We start from the raw sequence: 21461 nt of genomic DNA, 5'->3' as shown, positions 1-21461 counted from the left end.
TCGTGACCGATCTCGGACATCAGCCGCACTGCTCTGCGTCATTGAAGTCGTCCAGCGTAGCCGGTATCCTCGACGAGAGGTTGTAGAGGCTAGCGCGACACATGCCTGTAGAGGAGAACAAGATGAACTCGATGTCCCGAAGGATTTTCGTCGCCGCGCTTCCGCTCATGGTTGTTGGACTTCCGTCCGCTACTCGCGCACAAAGCAAGCCGCCAGCAAATGCCAGTGCGACGTTGTTCCAGAATGTGCGCATCTTCGATGGCAAAAGTGCTTCTCTCTCCGCACCGTCCAATGTGCTGATCAAAGGCAATATCATCGAGCGCATCTCGACGGAGCCAATCGCCGCAGAGCCAGGCCTGACCGCAATCGCAGGGAACGGCCGAACGCTGATGCCCGGCCTGATCGACGCACACTGGCATGCAATGCTGATCCGGCCCAATCCTGCTCAGTCAATTACTGGTGATGTGGGCTACAACAACATAGCAGCGGGCGTCGAGGCCACTGATACGCTATTGCGCGGCTTTACCACAGTGCGCGACGTTGGCGGGCCTGTATTCGGATTGAAGCAAGCCATTGACGAAGGGCTGATTGCGGGACCGCGCATCTATCCCTCAGGAGCCTTTATAACGGTCACAAGCGGGCACGGTGATTTCCGACAATTGTCTGAACTGCCGCGAACGATCGGCGGTATGCTCAGCCGCATGGAGCAAATTGGCGGTAGTATGGTCGCCGACAGCCCTGACGAGGTTCGCGTACGTGTCCGCGAGCAACTCATGCAGGGAGCTTCTCAGATAAAGCTGACCGCCGGCGGCGGTGTGTCCTCGCCCTTCAGTCCGATTGATGTATCAACGTTTACGGAGCCCGAACTACGTGCAGCCGTCGAAGCAGCAGGGAATTGGGGTACATACGTCACGGTGCACGCGTTCACATCAGTGGCGATCCAACGGGCCATCGCCGCCGGAGTGAAATGTATCGAGCATGGATTCCTGATGGACGAGGCCACCGCCAAGCTGATTGCCGAGAAAGGCGTGTGGTTGAGTACGCAGCCTCTCCCAGAGGGGTTGAGACAAGGCTTTCCGGTAGGCTCAGTCCAACGGACCAAGGCCGACGAAGTCTGGCCTGGCATCGCCCGGACCTACGAGCTGGCGAAGAAGTACAATATAAAGACGGCATGGGGCACAGACGTTCTCTTCTCTCAGGCGCTAGCGCAACAACAGGGGGCAATTCTCGCCTCGCTTGTCCGCTGGTACAGTCCAGCCGAAGCGCTCAGCATGGCGACCGGAACCAACGCCGAATTGTTGGCATTGTCCGGCAAACGTAGTCCGTATCCTGGCAAGCTCGGCGTCGTGGAACAGGGCGCGCTTGCCGATCTGCTGCTGGTCGACGGCAATCCACTGGAGAATATCAACCTGATCGCCGACCCGGCCAAGAACTTCAAGGTAATTATGAAGGATGGACGGGTATACAAGAATACCCTGTGACCGTAGCCACTGCGGCCGGTTCATGTCTCTTGTTGGCCCATCGCGAGATATTGCACCGCCGCGCGATCTCGGTCGCTAACGAGGCATAGCGGGAAGTTGACGGTAGCCGCCTATGGCAAAGGACGACGCTCGTGACCCTGGCTGTGAAAACAACGAGTCAGATAGAGATCGTCTCTGGGTTTTTCGGAGACGGTCGATGCGACGGTTCGTTGAAGGCGCGGATCGCAATCAATCGACGTTGTTGCCGGAATGCCTCGATGATTGGGTCGGTGAGAGCAATCCTGTTCGCGTTGTCGATGCGTTTGTCGAAGCACTTGATCTTGACGAGATGGGTTTTGAGGACATCGAACCGTCGGCGACCGGGCGACCCGGCTATCATCCAGCGGTGCTGCTCAAGCTGTACATCTACAGCTATCTCAACCGCATCCAGTCGAGCCGCCGGCTGGAGCGGGAGGCACGACGCAATCTCGAGGTGATCTGGCTGTTACAACGGCTTTCGCCCGACGACAAGACGATCGCCGACTTTCGTCGCGACAACGGCCTCGGTATCAGGAAGGTGTGCGCGAAGTTCGTTGAGCTTTGCCGGCGGATGGGATTGCTGACGCAGGCGAGCGTCGCCATCGACGGATCGAAGTTCAAGGCGGTCAACACGCGTGACAAAGAACTTCACAAAGGGCAAGGTCGAGCGCCGTCGCCAGCAACTGGAGGAGAGCGTGTCGCGCTATCTCGCACAGCTCGACACGGCAGATCTGCAGGAGCCATCTGAGACTCTCGCCGCGAAGACGGCGCATCTGAAGGAAAAGCTCACCAAGCTCAAGAGCGAGATGCACAAGCTCGAAGCCTACGAAGAGGCGATGCTGGCATCACCAGATCAACAGATCTCGCTGACCAATCCCGACAGTCGGTCCATGGCAACGAGTGGCCGTGGCTCGGGGGTCGTTGGCTACAATGTGCAGGTTGCCGTAGATACCGAGCATCACCTCATCATCGCGCACGAAGTAACGAATAGCGGCTCGGATCGCGCTCAACTGGCAAACATGGGCAAACAGGCCAGGCCGTGCTCGGCGTCGACAAGCTCGAGGCGGTGGCCGATCGCGGCTATTACACAGGCGAGGAGATCAAGGCTTGCGCCGACGCTGATATCCTTGTGACTCTACCGAAGCCAAACACGACCGGAATGGAGGCGAAGGGCAAGTTTGGAAAGCACGACTTCGCATATCTGGCCAAGCAGGATGTGTATCGCTGCCCGGCTGGCGAGTTGCTGGCATATTGGCTCACAACAGTGGATGGCGAACGCACCATTCGGCGATACGTCACGAAAGCTTGTGGGAGTTGCCTACTGAAGGCGCGCTGCACCACGGCCAAAAACCGCGTCATCTCTCGTTGGGAGCATGAGCACGTCATGGAGGATGCCCAGAGGCGGCTCGATGCTGATCCTCAGGCGATGCGTCGCCGTCGCGAGACGGTCGAGCATCCGTTCGGCACACTGAAGATGCGCATGGGCGCGACGCACTTCCTGACGAAGCGCTTGCCGAAGGTCGCTACTGAGATGGCGCTGCACGTGCTCGCCTACAATCTCACGCGCGTGATGAACATCATGGGTGCTGGTGCGCTGATCGCGGCGATTCAGGCATGAGGCAGGAGCGCTGTCGCGCGCGTGCCGCCAACCTCATCATCGATCACAGCGGCTCGGGCAAGCCATCGGGCTGGCTTCCGGCGCCTCGCCGGAAATTATGCCATTTCGGCGTCAATCCGGGGGTCTGACTCACTTCCGATGATTTTCGCTGGCGACCTCGGGTTCTCCAATGGGGAATCAACGCCATGCGAACTGGCTTTCGAATTTCGTCACTTGTGCCTCGTGGGTTGGCGTTTGACAGCGTAAGTGATTCAACGGACTCGATAATTTTGACAGTCCGTTCGGAGATGGCGGCGGCGGATTGTCCGTTGTGCGGGATGCTGTCGCGTCGAATTCACAGTCGCTACCTTCGACAGGTTGCCGATCTGCCCTGCGTCGGCAGGGAGGTACGCATCCGAATGATCACACGGCGGTTTGTTTGCGAGGTGCCGCATTGCCGACGGCAGATCTTTGCCGAGCGGTTCGGAGACGATGTTGTCCCGATGCGGGCGCGTCGTACGGCGCGGCTGGAGCGCATTGTCCATCATCTGGGCTTGGCACTCGGCGGAAGACCGGCAGCAGGCTTTGCCCAGCGACTCATGCTGCCCGTCAGTAACGACACCCTGCTGCGGGTCGTGCGACGACGAACCGTGATGCCATCCGATCCGCTGATCGTTGTGGGTATCGATGACTGGGCCTTCCGCAGGAATCACCGTTACGGGACGATTGTATGTGATCTGGAGCGAAGGCGGATAGTGGCGCTGTTGCCCAACCGGGAAACCGCCAGCGTGCAGGCTTGGCTTTCGCAGCATCCGGGGATCAGGATTGTCTCGCGTGATCGCGGCGGCGGATACGGTGAGGCTGCGACCAGGGCGATCCCTGACGCCATCCAGGTGGCTGATCGTTGGCATCTGATGGAAAACGCGAGCGCGGCGTTCCTCGACGCCGTACGTCGGTCCATGCGTGGGATTCGTACTGCAATCGGCGCTACGACTATCAATCCAGCCCTCCTGACCTCTGCGGAAAGGTTGCGATATCAGGGCTATCTGAGGCGTCAGGACACCCATGGTGCCATTGCCGCGCTTGTCAGCAACAAAGTGCCGCTCAAAGAGATCGTCCGTCGGACGGGGCACAGCCGCAACTTTGTCCGCCAGATCAGTCGTGGCGGGGGAACGGACGTCTTCCGGACCCGTCTGAGCACCCTCGACAGCCATCTGCCGTTCCTGGAGACGCAATGGACAGACGGTTGTCATAACGGCGCCGAACTCTGGCGTCGGTTAAAGGGGCAAGGCTTTCAAGGCTCCCTACGGGTAGTCACCGAATGGGCCACACGGCGGCGGCGCGCTGAAAAAGCCAGCGATCAACAACTGCAGAAGATCCCCGCCGCCAGGTCGATAGCAAGGCTGATGACAACGAAGCGGGACCACTTGACCAAGGCCGAGACCGTCACGGTCGCCGCCATTGAACAAGGCGTTCCTATGCTGGCGGATGCCCGAGCTCTCGTTGACCGCTTCCACGCGATGATCCGAAAGAAGGCCGAGATTGAGCTCGAACCTTGGATCGATGAATCTAAGCGGAGCCTCATCGCCTCGTTCGCGACCGGCATCGCCAACGACAAGGCTGCGGTGCACGCGGCAATCACGCAGCCGTGGTCCAATGGCCAGGTGGAAGCCCAGATCACCAAGCTTAAGCTCGTCAAACGTCAAATGTACGGGCGCGCCAAGCTCGATCTCCTTCAGGCCCGACTTATCGGCGCACCATGAACCTGAACCAATCATCGAAATTGCGTCAGACCCAATCCGGAACCCCATGGGGCTGTTCAAAGCGGCGCCCCCCGCATTGAAACGTTTTCACGCGGCCAAGACCCTGAACAGACACGGGGCGGTTTGAAAGCCCGCAGCGCAGCACGGCCTGCCGCAGCGAGATGTGCTATTCTCATCATTCGCTGCAGGGCCTGGCATCTCCACTGCGCTCTGGCGAGGTGCCATATGGTAACGCTAACTTCGCTGTCAGAATCTGTCACCGTTGTCATTTGAAATCGCCGGAGAGGACGTGATCCAAGAAAATTTGGATCGTTCCGGATGATTTGCGCCCGTGTGGTGTTTGCTATCGGCAACTGCGTCCCACCAGCGGACGATCAATGAATATGCTGGAACTATCTGTCGGAAACTCTCTACGCGATTTTTTCAATGCGCAACCTAACCTTGAAGGGGAGTGTCCAGATGAAACACCCGACAACTTCGCTTATTATTGGCGCCTGCCTGCTGGTATCCTCGGCGGGGGCGGTCTTCGCCACGGACGCCCATAGGGTATTAGGGACCAAAGGCCAGAATGGTACAGGTGGCGCCGGTGTTGCATCGTGCGGTGGCGCGCAAGCTAGTCCTCCGGGGCAGGTCGACAGCCTCAACGCCAACTCCCCGTTCCCTACTCTAGGCAACCCTACGCCAAGCAAAGTGTACGCTGGATCCGGTGCAGGAAACTCAGGGGCCAATTCAAAAGCCAACTCCCAGTACGACAACGCCTGCTTCCAGCAACTGCCGTAAGCGCGGCACCGCCCGACACGGGAGGGGGCGGCTTTTGAAAGGCGTCTAGCCCGCGAGCGCTTCGGTCCAAGCCGCGGTGCCGCGCCATCGGCCTCTGAGTAGGACGTCGCTTACTCGTAGGTCACGACACACCGCAGAATGCATAGGGGCGGTGTTTCGGCCTTGAGTGCGGGGGCCCCCTCGGCCCCTCGGCCCCATTGGTCGTCGGGGTCTTCGAGAAATAAGTGTTGCTGTTTCCCGGGACCGACCGGCGTTGGGAGGCAGCAGCTTTCTACGCGCTGTCTAGCGGACATGTTCGGGTTGAATGAACCGATCCGCTTCTTGGGATTGCTTCAAGCGGTTAGTGATCAGGATGATAGCCACACATGCGTTTCGCCGTTGCCGCTCTGTTTTGCGGGTCCATAGTCGGGTTGGGTTACACCTATAGCCACAGCCACGAAACCTCGGTCCCGACCTTCCTCACTGCCCCAGTCGAACGCGGCAGCATCGCTACGTTGGTCACGGCGAGCGGCACCCTCGAGGCGGTCGTAAGCGTCGATGTCAGCTCGCAACTGTCGGGGCGAATCGCGCAAGTGTTCGTTAGTTTCAACGATGCTGTAACGGCTGGGCAGCCGATTGCGCAAATCGATCCAGAAATCTTTGCCGCCCGAGTCAACGAGGCGAAAGCGGTCCTTAAAGTGGCGAAAGCGACTGCCGAGGTGCAAAAGGCGGCACTTGAACGAGCGAAGGTCGCGGTCGCGAATGCGCAGACGGCTGAAAAACTGGCGGAGGAGCAATCGACCGCGAATAAGGCGCGGCAGGACGAGGTCGAGAGGGAGTTCCTGCGAAAGGTGGTATTGGCGCGTACCGGAGCCGGAACCGAGCGCGACTTAACCCAGGCGCGGGCCCTGCGTGATGTGGGAGCTGCCGACCTGCGCGCCTCCCTTGATCAGATCCAGATGAAGACCGAGGCCATTGCGATCGCGGAAGCAGAACGGCTAATGGCTGAGGCCAATCTCGAGAATGCACAGGCTGTTGTCGAGCAGAAGCAGGCGGCCCTCGATCAGGCGCAGCTCGACCTTGATCGTACCGTGCTTCGCGCGCCGATCGACGGAATCATCATCAATCGGGATGTCAATCCGGGACAAACGGTTGCCGTCAGCCTCGAAGCCAAGACGTTGTTCAAGATCGCGAACGATCTGCGTGAGATGGAGGTGCATGGCAAGATTGACGAGGCCGATACTGGTGAGGTGCTCAAAATTCCCGGCCAGGCGCTGCGTTTCCAGCCGGCGGACGCCGGTTCTCGATCCGCTCGCCGGAGTCAGACCGAAGCGGCTTCCCCAAAGGCACTCGCGACGGTCTGGGCGGTGGGCGATGACGGGCAACCCAGCCCGATCGCTGTCAAGTTGGGTGCGACGGACGACAATGGTGCCGAACTTCTAGAAGGCCAGCTCGCCGAGGGCCGGCAGCTGATCATCGGGGTTGCCAGTACGCAGACCCCGAAGCGCTACTTCGGGGTTCGCCTCGGATTCTGAGATCGGATTCTTAAGATGCCGCCGCTGGTCCGGACCGTTGGTCTCTCGAAGCAATACTCATCCGGAGGAGCTGTTATCGCTGCGGTATCCAATGTATCGCTCTCGATTGCGGTTGGCGAGTTCGTCGCGATCCGAGGCCGCTCGGGTTCGGGGAAGTCCACCCTCATGAACCTCCTCGGTCTGCTGGATCGGCCGGATTCGGGCGAGTACGCCTTGAAAGGACGCGACGTCGCGCAACTGAGCGTGGCGGGGCGGGCGACCATCAGGAGCCGAGACATCGGCTTCGTGTTCCAATTGCCGGCGCTTCTGCCGCGGGCGACCGCGCTGGAAAATGTCGAGTTACCTCTCGTCTACGCGTCCGTGCCGCGCCTGAGACGCCGCCGTGCGGCGATGGATGCACTCGCGCGTGTTGGTTTGGCCGACCGTAGTCATCATTGGCCGAACCAACTTTCAGGGGGAGAACAGCAGCGGGTTGTGATCGCCCGCGCCATGGTCAACGATCCGGCCGTCATCCTCGCTGACGAGCCGACGGGTTCACTGGACAGCACCACGAGCGAGGAGATCCTATCTCTGTTCGACGACCTGCATCGCGACGGTCGCACCCTCATCGTGGTAACGCACGCTACTGAGGTTGCCGGTCGTGCGCAGCGACGAATCACCATGCATGATGGACGAATTATCGACGACGATGGAGCAGCGTGCGAACGCGCGCCCTCAAGCGCCATCGGCTTGGGTTCTTCTTCATGAGCCCCGTGGAAGATCTTCGCATTGCGGGACGCGCGCTTCGCGCGAACAAGCTGCGCAGCGCCTTGACTGCGCTTGGAATCATCGTTGGCGTCGCGGCCGTGGTTTGCATGGTGTCGGTGGGAACGGGCGCACAAGCGGAGGTCTCGGAAAAGATCCGCACCTTGGGAGCCAACCTCCTGCTGGTCTTGCCCGGAGCGCGCAATGCTGGCGGAGCAAGGCTTGAGTCCGGAACACAGCCTACCCTCATCGAAGAGGACGCCGCGGCGATCCGCCGTGAACTGGCAGACGTGCAGGTTGCCGCCCCCCTGCTGTCGCGGTCGATGCCGCTCGTCGCCCTCAATAAGAACTGGGTGACGCTGGTGGCTGGAATAAATACCGATTATCTGATCGCCCGCGAGTGGCAAGTGACCGAGGGGCGATTATTTACGGGCGACGAGACCGCTTCCGGCGCCAAAGTCGCGATCGTGGGGTCGGTGATCGTCGATGAGCTATTTGATGGGCATGCAAGGGTCGGAGAGATGTTTCGAATTGGCAACGTGCCTTTCACGGTCATCGGCGTTCTCGACAAAAAAGGATTGGGCGCAGCCGGACGCAGTCAGGACGACGACGTATTCATTCCTCTTTCGACCGCAAAGAGCCGCGTCCTCGGTGCCGTGCACGGCACTACCCGCGAAGCCCTGGATTTCATCTCGATCAAGATGTCCGATGCGAGCGACAAGTCGGAAATCGAACGCGAAATCGCGGAGCTGCTCCGACAGCGCCATCATATTCGCGGCGATGCTCCCAGCGATTTTAGTATTGAGAATCCAGCGGACCTGTTGACCGCACGTGGGGCAGCGGTACGGACTCTCGGAATCTTGTTGATCGCAGTGGCAGCGGTTTCGCTGGTCGTCGGCGGCATCAGCATCATGAACATCATGCTGGTCTCGGTAACCGAACGGACCCGCGAAATCGGGCTGCGGATGGCGGTCGGCGCCAGTCGCCGCGATATCCGATGGCAGTTCCTGATCGAAGCCTTGATACTTTCATTGATCGGAGGGATCGCAGGAGCAGTGCTGGGAGCCGTCGCCGCCGTCGCGATCGCATGGAATGCCGGTTGGCCCGTTCTCATCAGCCCGTGGGCTATCATGCTGGCTTGTGTATTCGCAGGGTTTGTCGGCATTTCGTTCGGACTCTATCCGGCGCACAAGGCTGCGCGGCTCGATCCGATTGCAGCATTGCGCTTTGAATAGCCGGAATCGAACGTCTGTTGCGCTGCATGAGTCCGCAGTTGATGCTGTTGTCTAATCGCTGCCGGGACGTCAAGCATATAATCCCTGAGGAGACACTGCCGGGTGCATGGTTGTCTTCGCGGTCGGCATCAGCCGCCGCATGATGGAGCTTCGCGGGACGAGCCTTCAATGTGGACGACGCGCTTTGCTGAGTCAGCAATGCAACAGCATCAGCGGAATGGCTCGGCTCACGTCCCGGCAGGGACGCCTTAGGCGTTCGGGTTCCGAACGCGATCGGGACTTATGCGGCGGCTCCGGCATTCGGGTTAAACAGCTCGCCGGTCTTAAGCATCGTATGCATTATTACCGCCAGTTTGCGGGCCACAGCCACGGCAGCTCTTTTGAAGCCGATCCTCTCCCGGAGCTGCAGACCCCACGTGCGCAGCGTGCTGTGAGTTGAGCTGCGCGTCAGAATGACCGCCGCCGCTTCGTAGAGAAGCCCTCGCAAATTGTGGTCGCCACGTCGGGATATATGGCCGTCATAATCGACTTCTCCGGATTGGTAGCGGCGCGTTGTTAGCCCGATCCACGCACCGACAGATCGGGACTTCCTGAAGTTGTCAGGCTCCTCAATAGCGGTGGTAAAGGAGGTTGCGGTGATGGCACCGATGCCAGGAATCGACATGAGGATGCGGCAAGCCTGACTCTGGCGCGCGTCCCGCACCAATTGGCGTCCGAGTTCGGCGGCGCGGAGGCGAATGCCACGCCAGGCTTCCAGCATCGGCAGCACGATGGATGCAAGTCCGTCCTGGTCGGCTAGAAGGCTCCGCACATTCTTCTCGAAGGTGCTTCCCTTTCCGGCGGGAACGAGCAGACCGAAGGTTTTCATGACGCCGCGGATCTGGCTGGAAAGCTCGGTAGTGATTCGGACCAGGCGCGTCCGCGCTGCGACAAGCGTGCGGGTCAGCATGCTGTCGAAGCCCTTCACACGCACCTCACGAAAGAACCCGACTTCCGCGAGCTGCGCCAGACCATCGGCGTCGTTCGCGTCCGTCTTATTCGTTGCCATATCGAGCGCCGCTTTAGCATGGCGCGCATCGATGCAGATCGCCGGCAACCCTTCGGTGCGCAGAGAATGATAGAACCATACCGACAGCGGTCCGGTCTCGAATACCACGCGTTTCACGGATGGCGCCCGTTTGCGGATGAGCTCGGCGACGATGCTGGGATCAGATGCGCACTTGCCGCGCCAGATCCGTTCACCTGCTCGGCGGATCGAGACTGCCGTCTCTTTCATCGACACGTCGAGACCAATATACTCTTCCATGGCTGTTCTCCATTCGATGCTTGGGCCCGGCGTCCAGTCGTGAGCCCGTATTTCCATCCTATCGGGGAACAGCCACCAGCTTCCATTGTCGGTTGGGACTGACTCAGGGGCGACTCGCTCCCGCGATTACCCCATGTGGACGACGCCCGCTCCCGGCATCGAATGTGCCAAGGAGTGGGCGCCGTTTGAGGCTCCCACGATTCGGAGGAGCAAGCTATGCAGTCAATTGCGACAATCGGCCTGGATATCGCCAAGTCGGTCTTTCAAGTGCATGGCGTTGCAGCCGGCCAGGTGCCGCTGGCCGCCGAACATCTCCGTGTCGCCCGCGACAATCTCGCGAACTATCCGTTCATCGCCGCGCGCGGCAGCACCGCAATCATGCGCGATGCGATCGGTGTCTGCGGTCTCATCACCCCCTGGAACTGGCCTCTCTACCAGATCACAGCGGCCCCGCACTCGCGGCCGGTTGCACAGTGGTGTTGAAGCCGAGTGAATTGTCGCCCCTGAGCGCCTTGTTATTCGCCGAGGTGATGTCCGCCCGGCGTCTTCAACCTCGTCAATGGAACAGGTCCGATCGTGGGCGCTCGTCTGGCGTCGCATCCGCAGGTGGACATGATCTCGATTACTGGCTCGACGCGCGCTGGCGTTCTCGTCGCGCAGGCCGCGCCCACCGTCAAGCGCGTCGCCCAAGAGCTCGGCGGCAAGTCGCCGAACATTATTTTGCCGGACGCCGATCTCAGCCGTGCTGTTCCGCTCGGCGTCGGCGCCGCCTTCCGCAATCTCGGCCAATCCTGCAGCGCACCCACGCGCATGCTTGTGTCCCGCTCACAAATGGAGGAGGTCGAGATCCTGGCGGCGGCGGCCGCTTCTGAATTGGTGGTCGGCGATCCCCTTGCGGAAAGCACGACCCATGGCCCGATTGCCAACCGGCCGCAGTTCGAGCGCGTGCAGACGATGATCGATGTCGGGCTGAAGGAAGGCGCCAAGCTCGTCACCGGCGGGCGGGGCGGCCCGACGACCTTCAGATTGGCCTCTATGCGCGGCCGACGATCTTCTCCAATGTCCGTCGCGGCATGAGGATCGCGCAGGAGGAGATCTTCGGTCCAGTATTGTCGATCATTCCCTACGACACCGTGGAGGAGGCGATCGAGATTGCCAACGACACCGTCTACGGTCTCGGCGCCCATGTACAAGGCACTGATATGGAGACGGTGCGCGTAGTCGCCCGTCAGATCCAGTCGGGGCAAGTGCATCTCAACTATCCCGACTGGGACGCCAATGCTCCCTTTGGCGGCTACAAGCGCTCCGGCAACGGCCGCGAATACGGCATCGAGGGCATGGAGGAGTATCTCGAGACCAAGGCAGTTCTCGGATTCTACCGTTAGCTCAATATCGGCTCCGAAAAGCTGCAGCATCGTGCTTTAAATGAAGCTCTTGCACTGTTCTTGCAGCCATTGACCAAGATGGCGTGCTGCTCCCGACAGATCAGGTTCTCCTGTCCAGATAAGCCCGTAGTGGCTTTCATCGGGATCGAAACCGGCAGGTGCGGTGAGCCGCCCTCTATCGATGTCGTCGGTAGCAAGGACCCACGGGCTGAGGGCAACACCCAATCCGGCCGATGCGGCTTCGACGATGAGGAAATGGTGATCGTAGAAGCGAATCTCCGTGGGGCGCCGCACTGACGGATGGACGGAAAGCCAGCGCGACCAGGCGTCCGGCCGGGTCTTTGATCCCAAGGCGATGTACGCCCCGGAAGCGAACGCCGACGCGAGTTGAGGACTCATGACGGGTCCTACCTTTTCAGGAAAAAGGCGCCGGACATGCCAGGCATCTGGAAGTGCAAAGTCGAGCCGGCGTATGGCGAGATCGATCCTGTCGCGGCGAAACTCCACAGGGCCTCCGGCGACAGAGAGATGGAGAGCGATGTCAGGATGGATGGCCTGAAAGTTCGCAAGTCTCGGAATAAGCCAGCGCATTGCCACTGAAGGCTCGCATGAGAGAACGAGGGAATTTTGCCGAGCGTTGGCAGCACGCAAGCTCTCAACGGTTGTCGCCAACTCGGTGAAGAACCGGCTGAGCGTGATGTTGAGCGCCTCTCCCGCGGCGGTGAGGCGCAAGCCACGCCCGCTTTTTTCGAAGAGTTTGAAGCCAAGGTCTTCGGACAGCTTGATGATGCGGCGGCTCACGGCCCCGTGGGTCAAGGCGAGGCTGTCTGCGGCCAAGCGGACAGACCCGAGGCGAGCTGTGGCCTCGAACGCACGTAAGTCGTCCAGGGAAGGTACTTCTGACCGCTTCATTGGTGATATAATATCACCAATCATACGCAGAAACTAACGCTTTTTGCGCTGGACTTGGGTTTGCATAATTGACCCATGCGAACCAATGGCCAATCCACAATCGGCATTCTTGCCGACGACTTGACCAGCGCAGCGGATGGGGCCGCTCCGTTTGTGCAGCGGGGCCTGCGAGCCGTTGTCGGCCGACGCCGGCTGCCCCTACCGAACGCAACGATCCTTGCCGTCGATAGCGGATCACGATCGCTTCCAGCTTCGCAGGCGATGCAGCGAACATCCGAACTTTCCGGGCAACTCGCTTCACGGGATGTCCTCTACAAGACCGTGGACTCGACTCTTCGCGGCCATGTGAGGGCCGAAATGGAAGCGGCCTTCACCGCGAGCGGTCGCAAGATGCTGGTCTTCGCACCCGCGTTCCCTGGCGCTGGACGCACGACGGTTGGCGGCGTTCAGCTTGTGGACGGCATTGCGGTCGCGGAGACCGGCTATGGTCGCGATCCCGTCCATCCGGCGCGACACTCGCGGCTGGTTGAACTCGTCCCGCCCTCCATCGGCAATGTCGTCATCCTTGATGCTGCGACACAGGACGAACTCGACATAAAGATTGCGGCATTGCCGGATCCGGAATCGATTCTGTGGGTAGGCTCTCCGGGGATGGCTCTGGCTTTGGCGAAGCGGCTTGCGCCGGTTCAGGTTGCGTCTGACGTGACGCTGGCCGGTGGCAGCCAGATTCTTGTTGTTGTCGGCAGCGCTAACCCGCGCAGCCATCGTCAGGCCGATCGGATCGGGGTCGAGCCCGGTGTTGCTCTTTTGAGAGCTCCGGTGGAGCGTATCGATGACCCGAATTCCATCCTGCGCGACATTGCGCAGGCTGCGGCTCGAAGGCTGGTCGATGAGCGTTGCGACGTGGTGATAGCCACTGGCGGGGATACGATGGAAGCGATCCTCGATAGTCTTGACGTCTCTGCGTTCGAGATTCTGCAGGAGCTTGAGCCGGGGTTTCCGCTTGGCCGCGCGTCTGTCGGGAATGGACGAGAGCTGCTCCTCGCCATGAAGGCGGGCGGCTTTGGCGACGACGACACGCTACGCCGTGCGGTCGCACGGCTCCGCGCCTGCGCCTCGGTGTCAGAAAAGGTTCTGTGATGACCCAAATCGCTCCCCTCGCCATCACCATGGGCGATGCCTCCGGCATCGGCCCGGAGATCGTGGCGAAGACATTGGCCAAAGGCGGTGAAAGCGTGGTCGTCTTCGGCAGCGCGGTCGTGATGGAGAATATCGTCCGTCGTCTGGATCTCGGCCTCAAGGTCAAGCGCATCGCCGAACCTCAAGAGGCGCGCTCTGAGCCGCGGTCCATCGACGTCGTCGAAGCGACGCAAATCATCGCGCCGCCTCCGCTCGGGCGCGTCAGCGCCATGTCCGGCCAAGCTTCCTTCGACGCCGTCGTCGCCGCCATCGCGGCAGCCAAAACCGGCAAGGTCAGCGGCATCGTCACCGCACCGATCAACAAGGAAGCGATGGCAAGCGCGGGCATTGGTTATCCCGGGCACACCGAGATTCTCGCCGAATATGGTGGCGCGAAGCGCGTCGCGATGATGCTGGCCAACGACGATATCCGCACGGTTCTCGTCACGATCCACACGTCGCTGCGCAAAGCCATCAATGAAGCGGATTTCGACGCGCAGATGTCGGCGATCCGGCTTGCAAACGAGGGTGGGAAGGCTCTCGGAATCGCGGCACCGCGCGTTGCGGTCGCGGGGCTCAACCCCCATGCCGGCGAAGGCGGTCTCTTCGGCGACGAGGAAATCCGGATCATTGGTCCCGCAATCGCGGCGGCACGCGCCGAGGGCATCGACGCCAGCGGCCCCTGGCCCGGCGACACCGTCTACATGCAGGCCCGCAAGGGCCGCTTCGATGTGGTCGTGGCCCAATATCACGATCAGGGCCTGATCCCCGTGAAATATCTCGGCCTCGAAAAGGGTGTGAACATCACGCTCGGCCTGCCGTTCGTCCGTACAAGCCCTGATCACGGCACGGCGTTCGACATTGCAGGCCAAGGTATTGCCGACACGGGAAGTCTCGAGACCGCGCTGGCTTACGCGCGAAGGCTCGTCGCCGCGCAAATCAAGACCAAGGAAGGGGTAGTCTAATGGGCCTTCGCTTCATCTTCATGCTCACGCGCAACGATCGCACCGTCGAGGACGCCCCGGAACAGCTCAAGACCGCCCTGAGTCTGGGCGTTCGTCACATCGGCTTCAAGGACATCGGCCTGCCGATCGACCGGCTCAAAGTTCTCAACCAGGCCATCAAGGCAGACGGTGCGACCTCCTATCTCGAAGTCGTTTCACTCGACCAGCAGAGTGAGATCGTTTCGGCGAAGGCGGCGGTCGACATCGGCGTCGACGTCTTGCTCGGCGGCACACGTGTTGACGACGTCCTGCCGATCCTTGCGGGCACGGACATTCAATACTGTCCCTTCCCGGGTCGCATCACGGGTCACCCCAGCGTGCTCGAAGGGAGCATCGAGGAGATCGTTGAAAGCGCCAAGGCGCTCACTGCGCGGGAGGGCGTGCACGGCCTCGACCTGCTCGCCTATCGCTCCAAGGAAAACGTCCCGGCCCTTATCAAAGCGGTGTGTGCGGCGGTGTCCAAGCCAGTCTATGTGGCCGGCTCGATTGATACGCCTGAGCGGATCGCCGCCCTGAAGGACGCAGGCGCCGCCGGCTTCACCATCGGCACGGCCGCGTTGGACGGCAAGTATCCCGCCGACGACAAGGACGTCGCTCTCCAGCTCGGGGCCATCATTCGCGACGTGGCCACGCTCAATCGGCATCTCTCGCCACTCCACAAGAAGAACCTTGCCAACTCATTCGGGCAGTTCAAGGAGACATGGTCGCCGAAGATCGCCGGTCAGATCAACGGCATGCAAATCAAGCTCGCCAAGTTCGCGGGCGAGTTCGCCTGGCGCTTTCACAGGAGCAGTGACGAGCTCTTCCTGGTGCACAAGGGCCGCCTGCTGATGAAATTCCGCGATCGGGACGAGATCATCGAGCAAGGCGAGTTCATCGTGGTCCCGCACGGGGTTGAGCATTGCCCTGTCGCGCTGGACGACATCTGCGAGGTCGTGCTGCTCGAACCCGGCACATCCATGGATGCCGGCACCGCTCACGACGTCAAGGGCTAGACCGTCTTCCTGCGATCGGCACAAACGCTTGTCGCCGTCGGCCATGCGCTTGAGCAGCTCGTATCGCTCAAGCGCTCAAAAACCCGAACATCTTGCGAAGTTCTACGGAAGGCGTCGCCTTCGAGTACGAGGTGATCGAAGATTGACGAAAGAAAAAGCTCGGGTGCTATCCTAATTCGGACACTCGCAAATCAAGATTAGGACACTTCAAGTTCTGCCCATGGTCTGCGGGCGTTCAGCGTTTGTAACGACCACCTACCTCTAAAGGGGTAAGTATGTTCGTGTATGTTCTTGGCCGCACTGGACGCGCTGCATTTGGAACTAAAAGGTTCCACTGACTCCACCGGACACTTTACCGCCGATTACCGTCCGGTGCGGAAGGGCCGCCCCAGCCCCTAGCCCCTGGCCGACGGCCGACGAAAAGCCCGGCACGAAGGCCGGGCTTGATCGAGAATATGCCTAAATCGGGGCGTCTGATCTCGTCGACCGCATGCTTAATGCCGGCGCCGAACTCCGGTCCGCTGGCCTTGAGCGAGTAGAGGAACGGCGCGTTGATATGAATGCGACCGTCTTGCACCGGCTCGATACCGGAGGCGAGTTCGACCAGCTTGCGGGCTGCGGTTTCCGGGTTGGCGAAGGGACGCTCGATGGTGAGCTTCATGAACGAGCCCTAGCGCGATTCGGGCTTTGAAGGTGAGGAGAGGCCGCCAACAGCCCTTTCTCGATCATGGGGTTGGGTTTGCATATTCTTCCCGATGACAAGGAAGCAGGAACCAACTCTAAGTCTCTCCATTCGCCCGGTCGTAAGCCGAGCGGGGGACAGGTTGGATGGAGATGAGGTAGACTTCCTATCTAGCAATTCGGTCGCTTCTCTTCGATCCGCTTCAGGCGGCGCATCAATCTGTGACCTGCCCGAAACCCGCGCGCCGATTGCGCCGAGCACAACGAGCACGCCGCCCGCGATCATCAGCCAATGGGGAAGCTGCAGCTCTGGCATCCCTATTTTGCCTTCGCCTTCAGTGCGATCATCGCGCTGTCCGTTCCAGCGGAGCGACCAACTTGGCTCTCTGGGGTCATCCAGATGGACGCTCAACCTGCTTTTGTGCTGTTGGCCGCTTCAGCCTCCCGCGCCAGCCGTTCTGCCTTTAGGCGTTCTCGGTTATCGTGGAAGGCCTTTTGCGCTTTGGCGTAGTCGGACATAGCTTCCTTCGGCTTGACCTTTTTGAATGCCTTGTGGGCTTCGCGTTCTGCCGCTGTGCGAGCCCGCCGTTCTCGGTCGCTGATCATTGGTGACCTCGCACTTGGGCTCAATAGTCAACGCGCGGAGAGGGGCTTTCGATCCTTGAGATTCGGGCGACTCAAGCGAGTGTCGCCTTGTACTATTTGGCCTGGGCGTCGCGATGGGCCGCGTGCGCACCTATCGAGTCAACTGAGCCGATGGCGCAGCGAAGCCGATTCTTCGTTCCCCTTCGACTGGCGGATGGCGGCCCCAAATAGCACCCATCTTCACGCAGGCCGCATAGGCGATCAAGAACATCGGGTGCACTCGGGGGTGACGGGATTAGGACAGCGATGCGCACGGTAATTTCCCGGCATCGTCCCTCACCCGACGGTCAAAACTATCCAGGATACGGATGCGGCAAAGAGTGCTTGCGAGCTGATGCCGAGCGGCCAACTAAGCCTCCGCTTCGTGTGGGCCCATCTATGAAAACGTTGCAAGGTCGTCAGGGGCTGCTTCGGAAGCGTCCTGTGCGCGACCTGTAGGGGGTCGGGCATCATGCCCGCGAGGGCGCCGAGCACGATCACTCCAATCGTTGCCGGCGTCGCGAAAAGCCAAACTGCTATTAATAGACCCGCGCAAGCATCGCAGCCGATAAGAGCCAAATCGAGGAAAAGCTTCTGATCGGCTAGCAGGCGGCGATTGTTGGCGCCGGGCTTTGACCTGATCGCTCGAAGTGGATAATCCCAATGCGGGATCGCATCGATCGCAAAGTGACTCGCGAAGGCCGCAACCGCAACGAGGACTGGGTGCGACGTGAACAGGCTTGCGATGGCGCCGCCGACAACTGCGTGAGTGCTTAAGATCATATCGCCTCGGCTCGTCTGGCCGCACGATCGGTGCAGCGGTCTTTTTAGAGGACGTAGCGTACCAGGTCCCAAACCATTTGAACGTAGGAAAAGAAATACTGGTCAACAAAACGGTCAAATGGCGGTGAGGCGCTGATGGCGGCGCCAAATAAAATTATGCCAGCCAAGCCGATCAGCATCTCTTTGATATCGCGGGGCATGAGGCAATGTAGATGATGCAGCATCAGACTGCGAGCTACTATGGTAACGGCGGCTCATCGGTGCTCTGCGGAGTTTTCCAGCTGGCAAAGGTGGCGAGGCTCGCCGGTTCTCGCGTAGGGTCACTTGTGGCAGTCGGAGCTGCTTTCGCAGGTCGCGCTGAACGTGCTCCAGGGCCTGACCAGAATCGAAGCCGGGCGCGGCATGCGGCGTGCCGGGCTTTTCGAGAGCGGCCCGAAGTCAATTGAAAAATCTGACGCCGCACGTCGTTCCGCGCCGCCACACCACACGGCAGCGCGCCGTCGTCTTGAAGCCGTCAGGCGACAGATCAAAATCGGAAGAAAAAATGTAAAACGGGCTATGCAATTTAGCTCCCCGCTCGGTGACGTCCTTTACTATGCAGACGTGTACGCCGGAAATTCCATCAAAATGAAGCATCGCGGGCTGGTTGATTTCAATACGCTCTAGTGATCGACGCTCAATCATCGGGCCACCTCCAAGAAGTCATAGGACCAAAAAGCCCTTCGAGGCAGTAACCGGCACAGACTAGTCAATCGCGCTGAGCTTAATAGTTCGGGAAGTTGACTTTTTAAAATTGTACAAGTCACGGTCCGGTTCGTTGCCCTGTTTAACCAGAAAGGTTCAATGGGGCGCGACAACGCCGCCTTCATGCCACGCCCATGTGAAGCGGTTCACAGGATGTCGGTCACATCGGCGGTCTTCGTTCCCAAAAAGGCCGCAGGACAACCGTGCCGCTGCGCCCCCGCCGGGTCAAAAAAAATAGGTGAAGTATTCGCCAGCCCCCGGTGTTGCTAAGCCTACGCCGACGTTTCGTTTCGACCCCGCAAATTAAAAGCGCTGTTTGCCTTAACGGAACTCGGTTTACTGTTGCGCTCGGACGACAGATTGACGGGAAATAAACTAGCGGAATACCGCTGCACGCCCTAGCTAGGGCGATGCTTTATGGGGTTGCAGCAGTGCCCTAATATATTTGGATCGGGCCCACAGCAGCTGTCGGAACCGGAGGGCTCCCATCGTCTTGAATCCAAGCCGCCCCGAACCGGAGTTCTGCGTACATGGCCCCCCGAGCCAATTGGAAAGGCTTCCTGCGTCTGTCTCTTGTGACGTGCCCCGTGGCCCTCTATCCGGCCACCTCAGAGTCCGAGAAAATCTCGTTCAACCAGCTTAACCGGCAGACCGGCCATCGCATCAAGTACCTGAAGATCGACGCCGACACCGGCGACGAGGTCCCCAACGAGGACATCGTCAAGGGCTATCAGCTCGAGAAGGACCAGTTCATCGAGGTGACCAAAGAAGAGCTTGAGGAGATCGCGCTGGAGTCGACGCGCACCATCGAGATCGACGAGTTCGTGGACAAGGCTGATATCGATCCGCGCTATCTCATTCGCCCCTACTACCTGCGGCCGGATGGCAAGGTCGGGCACGATGCCTACGCCGTGATCCGCGAGACCATCCGCGAGATGGACAAGGTCGCGATAGGTCGGGTCGTACTCACCAATCGCGAGCACGTCATCGCGCTGGAGCCGATGGACAAGGGCCTCGTCGGCACGCTGCTCCGCTACCCCTACGAAGTCCGATCGGAGCAGGAGTATTTCGAGGATATCCAGCAGGTGAAGCTGACGAAGGACATGCTGGACCTCGCGAAGCATATCGTGAACCAGAAGATTGGGCGGTTCGATCCGGAGAAGTTCGAGGACCACTACGAGACCGCGCTGATCGATCTCATCAACCAGAAGCGCGCCGGCAAGCCCATCACTCCGAAGTCCAAGCCGGCCTCAACCAACGTCGTCGACCTGATGGAGGCGCTACGCCGGTCGGTCGGCAAGGAGGCCACGCCGGCGAAGGCGGCCAGGCCCGGCAAGAAGCCCCGCAAGACGTCGAGCGGCCAGAAGGAAATGCTGATGCCGATCGAGGGCAAGAAGCCGAAGGAAGCGGCAGCGAAGAAGCCGGCGGCGAGGCCGCAGCGGAAGTCGGCGTAGCGGGCGTTCGGCCCGGCGAGGTACGAAGGTACGGACATCCGAGCTCAAACGCCGGCGGGAACGGCCCTCGGTGACAGGCGGTTTCAAATCCATGAACAGGCTCTATCCGCTCGTTTTGGAGCACTCGCTTCCAGTGGTCGTCCGTTACGGCATCTCGGCTTGCATCATGCTCGTCTGCGCCGTCCTGCAGATGGCGCTTCAGATGCAGACGGGCGCGCCGGGGTACTTCCTGCTGCTCCCCGGCGTGTTCCTGTCAGGCCTGATCTTCGATCGAGGCTCGGGAATCTTCGCGGCCGTGATTGCCGTGGCGGTCGGCGGCTACGTCAGCTACGCGGGCGGCATCGGCCTCGATTTCCTGGCCACCAATTCGCTCTTCGCCATCACCGCGGCCGGGACCGCCACAGTCGCTGAATTCCAGCGGGCGGAGCTCCGGCGGGTGATGCTGGCCGACAAGACCAAGGCCGTGCTGCTGCAGGAGATGGCGCACCGGACCAAGAACAACCTTGCGATCCTCGGGGGCATGATCCGGTTGGAGGCGCGACACGGCAGTCCGGAGCTCGCAGCCGCGCTGGAGGCCACCGCCCGCAGGCTGCAGGTGATGGCGGAGGTCTATGACCACCTGTCGGTCAAGCAGGACTCCCGCTCGGTCAACATGCGCTACTTCCTGAACGACGTCGTCGAGAAGGTCTTTCAGTCTTTGGCACCGTCAGGGCCCGTCGCGTTCCAGGTGGTCTGCGGCGACTTCGTCCTGCAGCACAATCACGCCTTGGCGATCGGCATGATCGCGAACGAGCTCGTCACCAACTCCTTGAAGTACGCCTTTCCAGACGAGAGGGCAGGTCACGTCATAGTAACGCTTTCGAACGCGGACATGATCGAGCTGTCGGTTTCGGACAACGGCGTCGGTCTGGCGGATGGCTCCGCACCGGGCGGCCTGGGGTCGCGGATTGTCCAGCTTCTCACGCAGCAGCTCGAAGGCGAGCTCACCTACGAGCGGCAGGATCCCGGACTGTGCGTCAGAGTGCGCGCGCGACCACGTTAGGTACGGTCACGAGGCGCGCTCCGACAGCCGCAATCGTTCAAGCAGCAACTTCAGGGAGGGCGGAAGCTCCCTCTCCACGCGCATCATCCGGCCGAGCCGTTCGCCGATCTCAGCTGCTATTGCGCGGCCGGGCAGGTCGTCGGGGCGATCCGGATTCCTCATCGAAGCCAGCTATCCTCCTCGTCCTTGCCAACATTCGAGGCCGCAAATCGTTTCGGTG

18 protein-coding genes and 2 pseudogenes are annotated in these 21461 nt (G+C 60.5%); 14 read left to right on the top strand and 6 right to left on the bottom strand.

From position 1 onward, the window contains the following. Positions 1-122 precede the first annotated feature (122 nt). The 6 genes and pseudogenes from QA640_RS46355 to QA640_RS46330 all read left to right on the top strand — a co-directional run bounded on the left by QA640_RS46355 (position 123) and on the right by QA640_RS46330 (position 9132). Positions 123-1481 carry an amidohydrolase family protein gene (locus QA640_RS46355; RefSeq protein ID WP_283043198.1) on the top strand — a complete coding sequence of 453 codons (1359 nt, stop codon included), beginning with the start codon at positions 123-125 and terminating at the stop codon, positions 1479-1481. 196 nt (positions 1482-1677) lie between these two features. Beyond that, a pseudogene (locus QA640_RS46350) lies at positions 1678-3117 on the top strand (IS1182 family transposase). 185 nt (positions 3118-3302) lie between these two features. Beyond that, the gene (locus QA640_RS46345) at positions 3303-4859 is read left to right on the top strand and encodes an ISL3 family transposase (RefSeq protein WP_283043197.1); all 1557 of its coding nucleotides are present in this window, start codon (positions 3303-3305) and stop codon (positions 4857-4859) included. Between the two features lie 1145 nt (positions 4860-6004). Beyond that, the gene (locus tag QA640_RS46340) at positions 6005-7153 is read left to right on the top strand and encodes a biotin/lipoyl-binding protein (RefSeq protein ID WP_283043196.1); all 1149 of its coding nucleotides are present in this window, start codon (positions 6005-6007) and stop codon (positions 7151-7153) included. Between the two features lie 15 nt (positions 7154-7168). Next, positions 7169-7900 (top strand): ABC transporter ATP-binding protein, encoded by a 732-nt coding sequence (locus QA640_RS46335; RefSeq protein ID WP_283043195.1) that lies wholly within the window; start codon positions 7169-7171, stop codon positions 7898-7900. Next, positions 7897-9132, top strand: a complete 1236-nt coding sequence (locus tag QA640_RS46330; RefSeq protein WP_283043194.1) for an ABC transporter permease — start codon at positions 7897-7899, stop codon at positions 9130-9132. Before QA640_RS46335 ends, QA640_RS46330 begins: the two co-directional genes overlap by 4 nt. A gap of 280 nt (positions 9133-9412) precedes the next feature. On the opposite strand, the gene QA640_RS46325 is transcribed toward QA640_RS46330, so the two are convergent. Then, complete coding sequence (locus QA640_RS46325) at positions 9413-10438, bottom strand: IS110 family transposase (protein ID WP_283043883.1); 1026 nt, start codon at positions 10436-10438, stop codon at positions 9413-9415. 216 nt (positions 10439-10654) lie between these two features. On the opposite strand from QA640_RS46325, the pseudogene QA640_RS46320 reads away from it, so the two are divergent. Together QA640_RS46320 and QA640_RS48570 are read left to right on the top strand one after the other, a co-directional pair. After that, positions 10655-11515: pseudogene (locus QA640_RS46320) on the top strand (aldehyde dehydrogenase family protein). Continuing rightward, a complete protein-coding gene (locus tag QA640_RS48570) occupies positions 11464-11823 on the top strand; it encodes an aldehyde dehydrogenase family protein (protein ID WP_349253790.1) in 360 nt (119 codons plus the stop codon). Before QA640_RS46320 ends, QA640_RS48570 begins: the two are co-directional and overlap by 52 nt. 36 nt (positions 11824-11859) lie before the next feature. On the opposite strand, the gene QA640_RS46315 is transcribed toward QA640_RS48570, so the two are convergent. Next, complete coding sequence (locus tag QA640_RS46315; protein WP_283043193.1) at positions 11860-12735, bottom strand: LysR family transcriptional regulator; 876 nt, start codon at positions 12733-12735, stop codon at positions 11860-11862. A gap of 75 nt (positions 12736-12810) precedes the next feature. On the opposite strand from QA640_RS46315, the gene QA640_RS46310 reads away from it, so the two are divergent. From QA640_RS46310 to QA640_RS46300, 3 genes are read left to right on the top strand one after another with little or no spacing between them, the layout of a single operon-like run. Continuing rightward, the gene (locus QA640_RS46310) at positions 12811-13875 is read left to right on the top strand and encodes a four-carbon acid sugar kinase family protein (RefSeq protein ID WP_283043192.1); all 1065 of its coding nucleotides are present in this window, start codon (positions 12811-12813) and stop codon (positions 13873-13875) included. Beyond that, positions 13875-14879, top strand: coding sequence for a 4-hydroxythreonine-4-phosphate dehydrogenase PdxA (gene pdxA, locus QA640_RS46305; RefSeq protein ID WP_283043191.1), 1005 nt, complete (start codon positions 13875-13877; stop codon positions 14877-14879). Before QA640_RS46310 ends, pdxA begins: the two co-directional genes overlap by 1 nt. After that, positions 14879-15913, top strand: a complete 1035-nt coding sequence (locus QA640_RS46300) for a cupin domain-containing protein (RefSeq protein ID WP_283043190.1) — start codon at positions 14879-14881, stop codon at positions 15911-15913. Before pdxA ends, QA640_RS46300 begins: the two co-directional genes overlap by 1 nt. A gap of 352 nt (positions 15914-16265) precedes the next feature. Here the strand turns inward: QA640_RS46300 and QA640_RS46295 are convergent, their stop codons facing one another. From QA640_RS46295 to QA640_RS46285, 3 genes are all read right to left on the bottom strand, one after another. Next, entirely contained in the window at positions 16266-16574 is a 309-nt protein-coding gene (locus QA640_RS46295; RefSeq protein WP_283043189.1) for a hypothetical protein, read from the bottom strand. Positions 16575-17002: 428 nt separating this feature from the next. Further along, positions 17003-17200 carry a hypothetical protein gene (locus tag QA640_RS46290; RefSeq protein WP_283043188.1) on the bottom strand — a complete coding sequence of 66 codons (198 nt, stop codon included), beginning with the start codon at positions 17198-17200 and terminating at the stop codon, positions 17003-17005. Between the two features lie 845 nt (positions 17201-18045). Next, positions 18046-18201, bottom strand: coding sequence for a hypothetical protein (locus tag QA640_RS46285; RefSeq protein ID WP_283043187.1), 156 nt, complete (start codon positions 18199-18201; stop codon positions 18046-18048). Between the two features lie 124 nt (positions 18202-18325). On the opposite strand from QA640_RS46285, the gene QA640_RS46280 reads away from it, so the two are divergent. The 3 genes from QA640_RS46280 (at position 18326) to QA640_RS46270 (ending at position 21241) form a co-directional block, all read left to right on the top strand. Then, positions 18326-18667, top strand: coding sequence for a hypothetical protein (locus tag QA640_RS46280; protein WP_283043186.1), 342 nt, complete (start codon positions 18326-18328; stop codon positions 18665-18667). Between the two features lie 608 nt (positions 18668-19275). After that, positions 19276-20199, top strand: a complete 924-nt coding sequence (locus QA640_RS46275) for a Ku protein (RefSeq protein ID WP_283043185.1) — start codon at positions 19276-19278, stop codon at positions 20197-20199. Between the two features lie 91 nt (positions 20200-20290). Next, positions 20291-21241, top strand: coding sequence for a histidine kinase dimerization/phosphoacceptor domain -containing protein (locus tag QA640_RS46270; RefSeq protein ID WP_283043184.1), 951 nt, complete (start codon positions 20291-20293; stop codon positions 21239-21241). Positions 21242-21247: 6 nt separating this feature from the next. Here QA640_RS46270 and QA640_RS46265 read toward each other — a convergent pair whose 3' ends face one another. Next, the gene (locus QA640_RS46265) at positions 21248-21403 is read right to left on the bottom strand and encodes a hypothetical protein (RefSeq protein ID WP_283043183.1); all 156 of its coding nucleotides are present in this window, start codon (positions 21401-21403) and stop codon (positions 21248-21250) included. Between the last annotated feature and the right edge of the window lie 58 nt (positions 21404-21461).

The organism is Bradyrhizobium sp. CB82, from assembly GCF_029714405.1.
Classification (GTDB): Bacteria; Pseudomonadota; Alphaproteobacteria; order Rhizobiales; family Xanthobacteraceae; genus Bradyrhizobium.
Note: the sequence above shows the minus strand (reverse complement) of the source record. Positions and strands in the feature narration are given on the sequence as shown.

Coding starts and splice junctions, on each gene's coding strand:
- QA640_RS46355 (WP_283043198.1), top strand. CDS start 123: ATGAACTCGATGTCCCGAAGGATTTTCGTCGCCGCGCTTCCGCTCATG.
- QA640_RS46345 (WP_283043197.1), top strand. CDS start 3,303: ATGCGAACTGGCTTTCGAATTTCGTCACTTGTGCCTCGTGGGTTGGCG.
- QA640_RS46340 (WP_283043196.1), top strand. CDS start 6,005: ATGCGTTTCGCCGTTGCCGCTCTGTTTTGCGGGTCCATAGTCGGGTTG.
- QA640_RS46335 (WP_283043195.1), top strand. CDS start 7,169: ATGCCGCCGCTGGTCCGGACCGTTGGTCTCTCGAAGCAATACTCATCC.
- QA640_RS46330 (WP_283043194.1), top strand. CDS start 7,897: ATGAGCCCCGTGGAAGATCTTCGCATTGCGGGACGCGCGCTTCGCGCG.
- QA640_RS46325 (WP_283043883.1), bottom strand. CDS start 10,438: ATGGAAGAGTATATTGGTCTCGACGTGTCGATGAAAGAGACGGCAGTC.
- QA640_RS46315 (WP_283043193.1), bottom strand. CDS start 12,735: ATGAAGCGGTCAGAAGTACCTTCCCTGGACGACTTACGTGCGTTCGAG.
- QA640_RS46310 (WP_283043192.1), top strand. CDS start 12,811: ATGCGAACCAATGGCCAATCCACAATCGGCATTCTTGCCGACGACTTG.
- pdxA (WP_283043191.1), top strand. CDS start 13,875: ATGACCCAAATCGCTCCCCTCGCCATCACCATGGGCGATGCCTCCGGC.
- QA640_RS46300 (WP_283043190.1), top strand. CDS start 14,879: ATGGGCCTTCGCTTCATCTTCATGCTCACGCGCAACGATCGCACCGTC.
- QA640_RS46295 (WP_283043189.1), bottom strand. CDS start 16,574: ATGAAGCTCACCATCGAGCGTCCCTTCGCCAACCCGGAAACCGCAGCC.
- QA640_RS46290 (WP_283043188.1), bottom strand. CDS start 17,200: ATGATCAGCGACCGAGAACGGCGGGCTCGCACAGCGGCAGAACGCGAA.
- QA640_RS46285 (WP_283043187.1), bottom strand. CDS start 18,201: ATGCCCCGCGATATCAAAGAGATGCTGATCGGCTTGGCTGGCATAATT.
- QA640_RS46275 (WP_283043185.1), top strand. CDS start 19,276: ATGGCCCCCCGAGCCAATTGGAAAGGCTTCCTGCGTCTGTCTCTTGTG.
- QA640_RS46270 (WP_283043184.1), top strand. CDS start 20,291: ATGAACAGGCTCTATCCGCTCGTTTTGGAGCACTCGCTTCCAGTGGTC.
- QA640_RS46265 (WP_283043183.1), bottom strand. CDS start 21,403: ATGAGGAATCCGGATCGCCCCGACGACCTGCCCGGCCGCGCAATAGCA.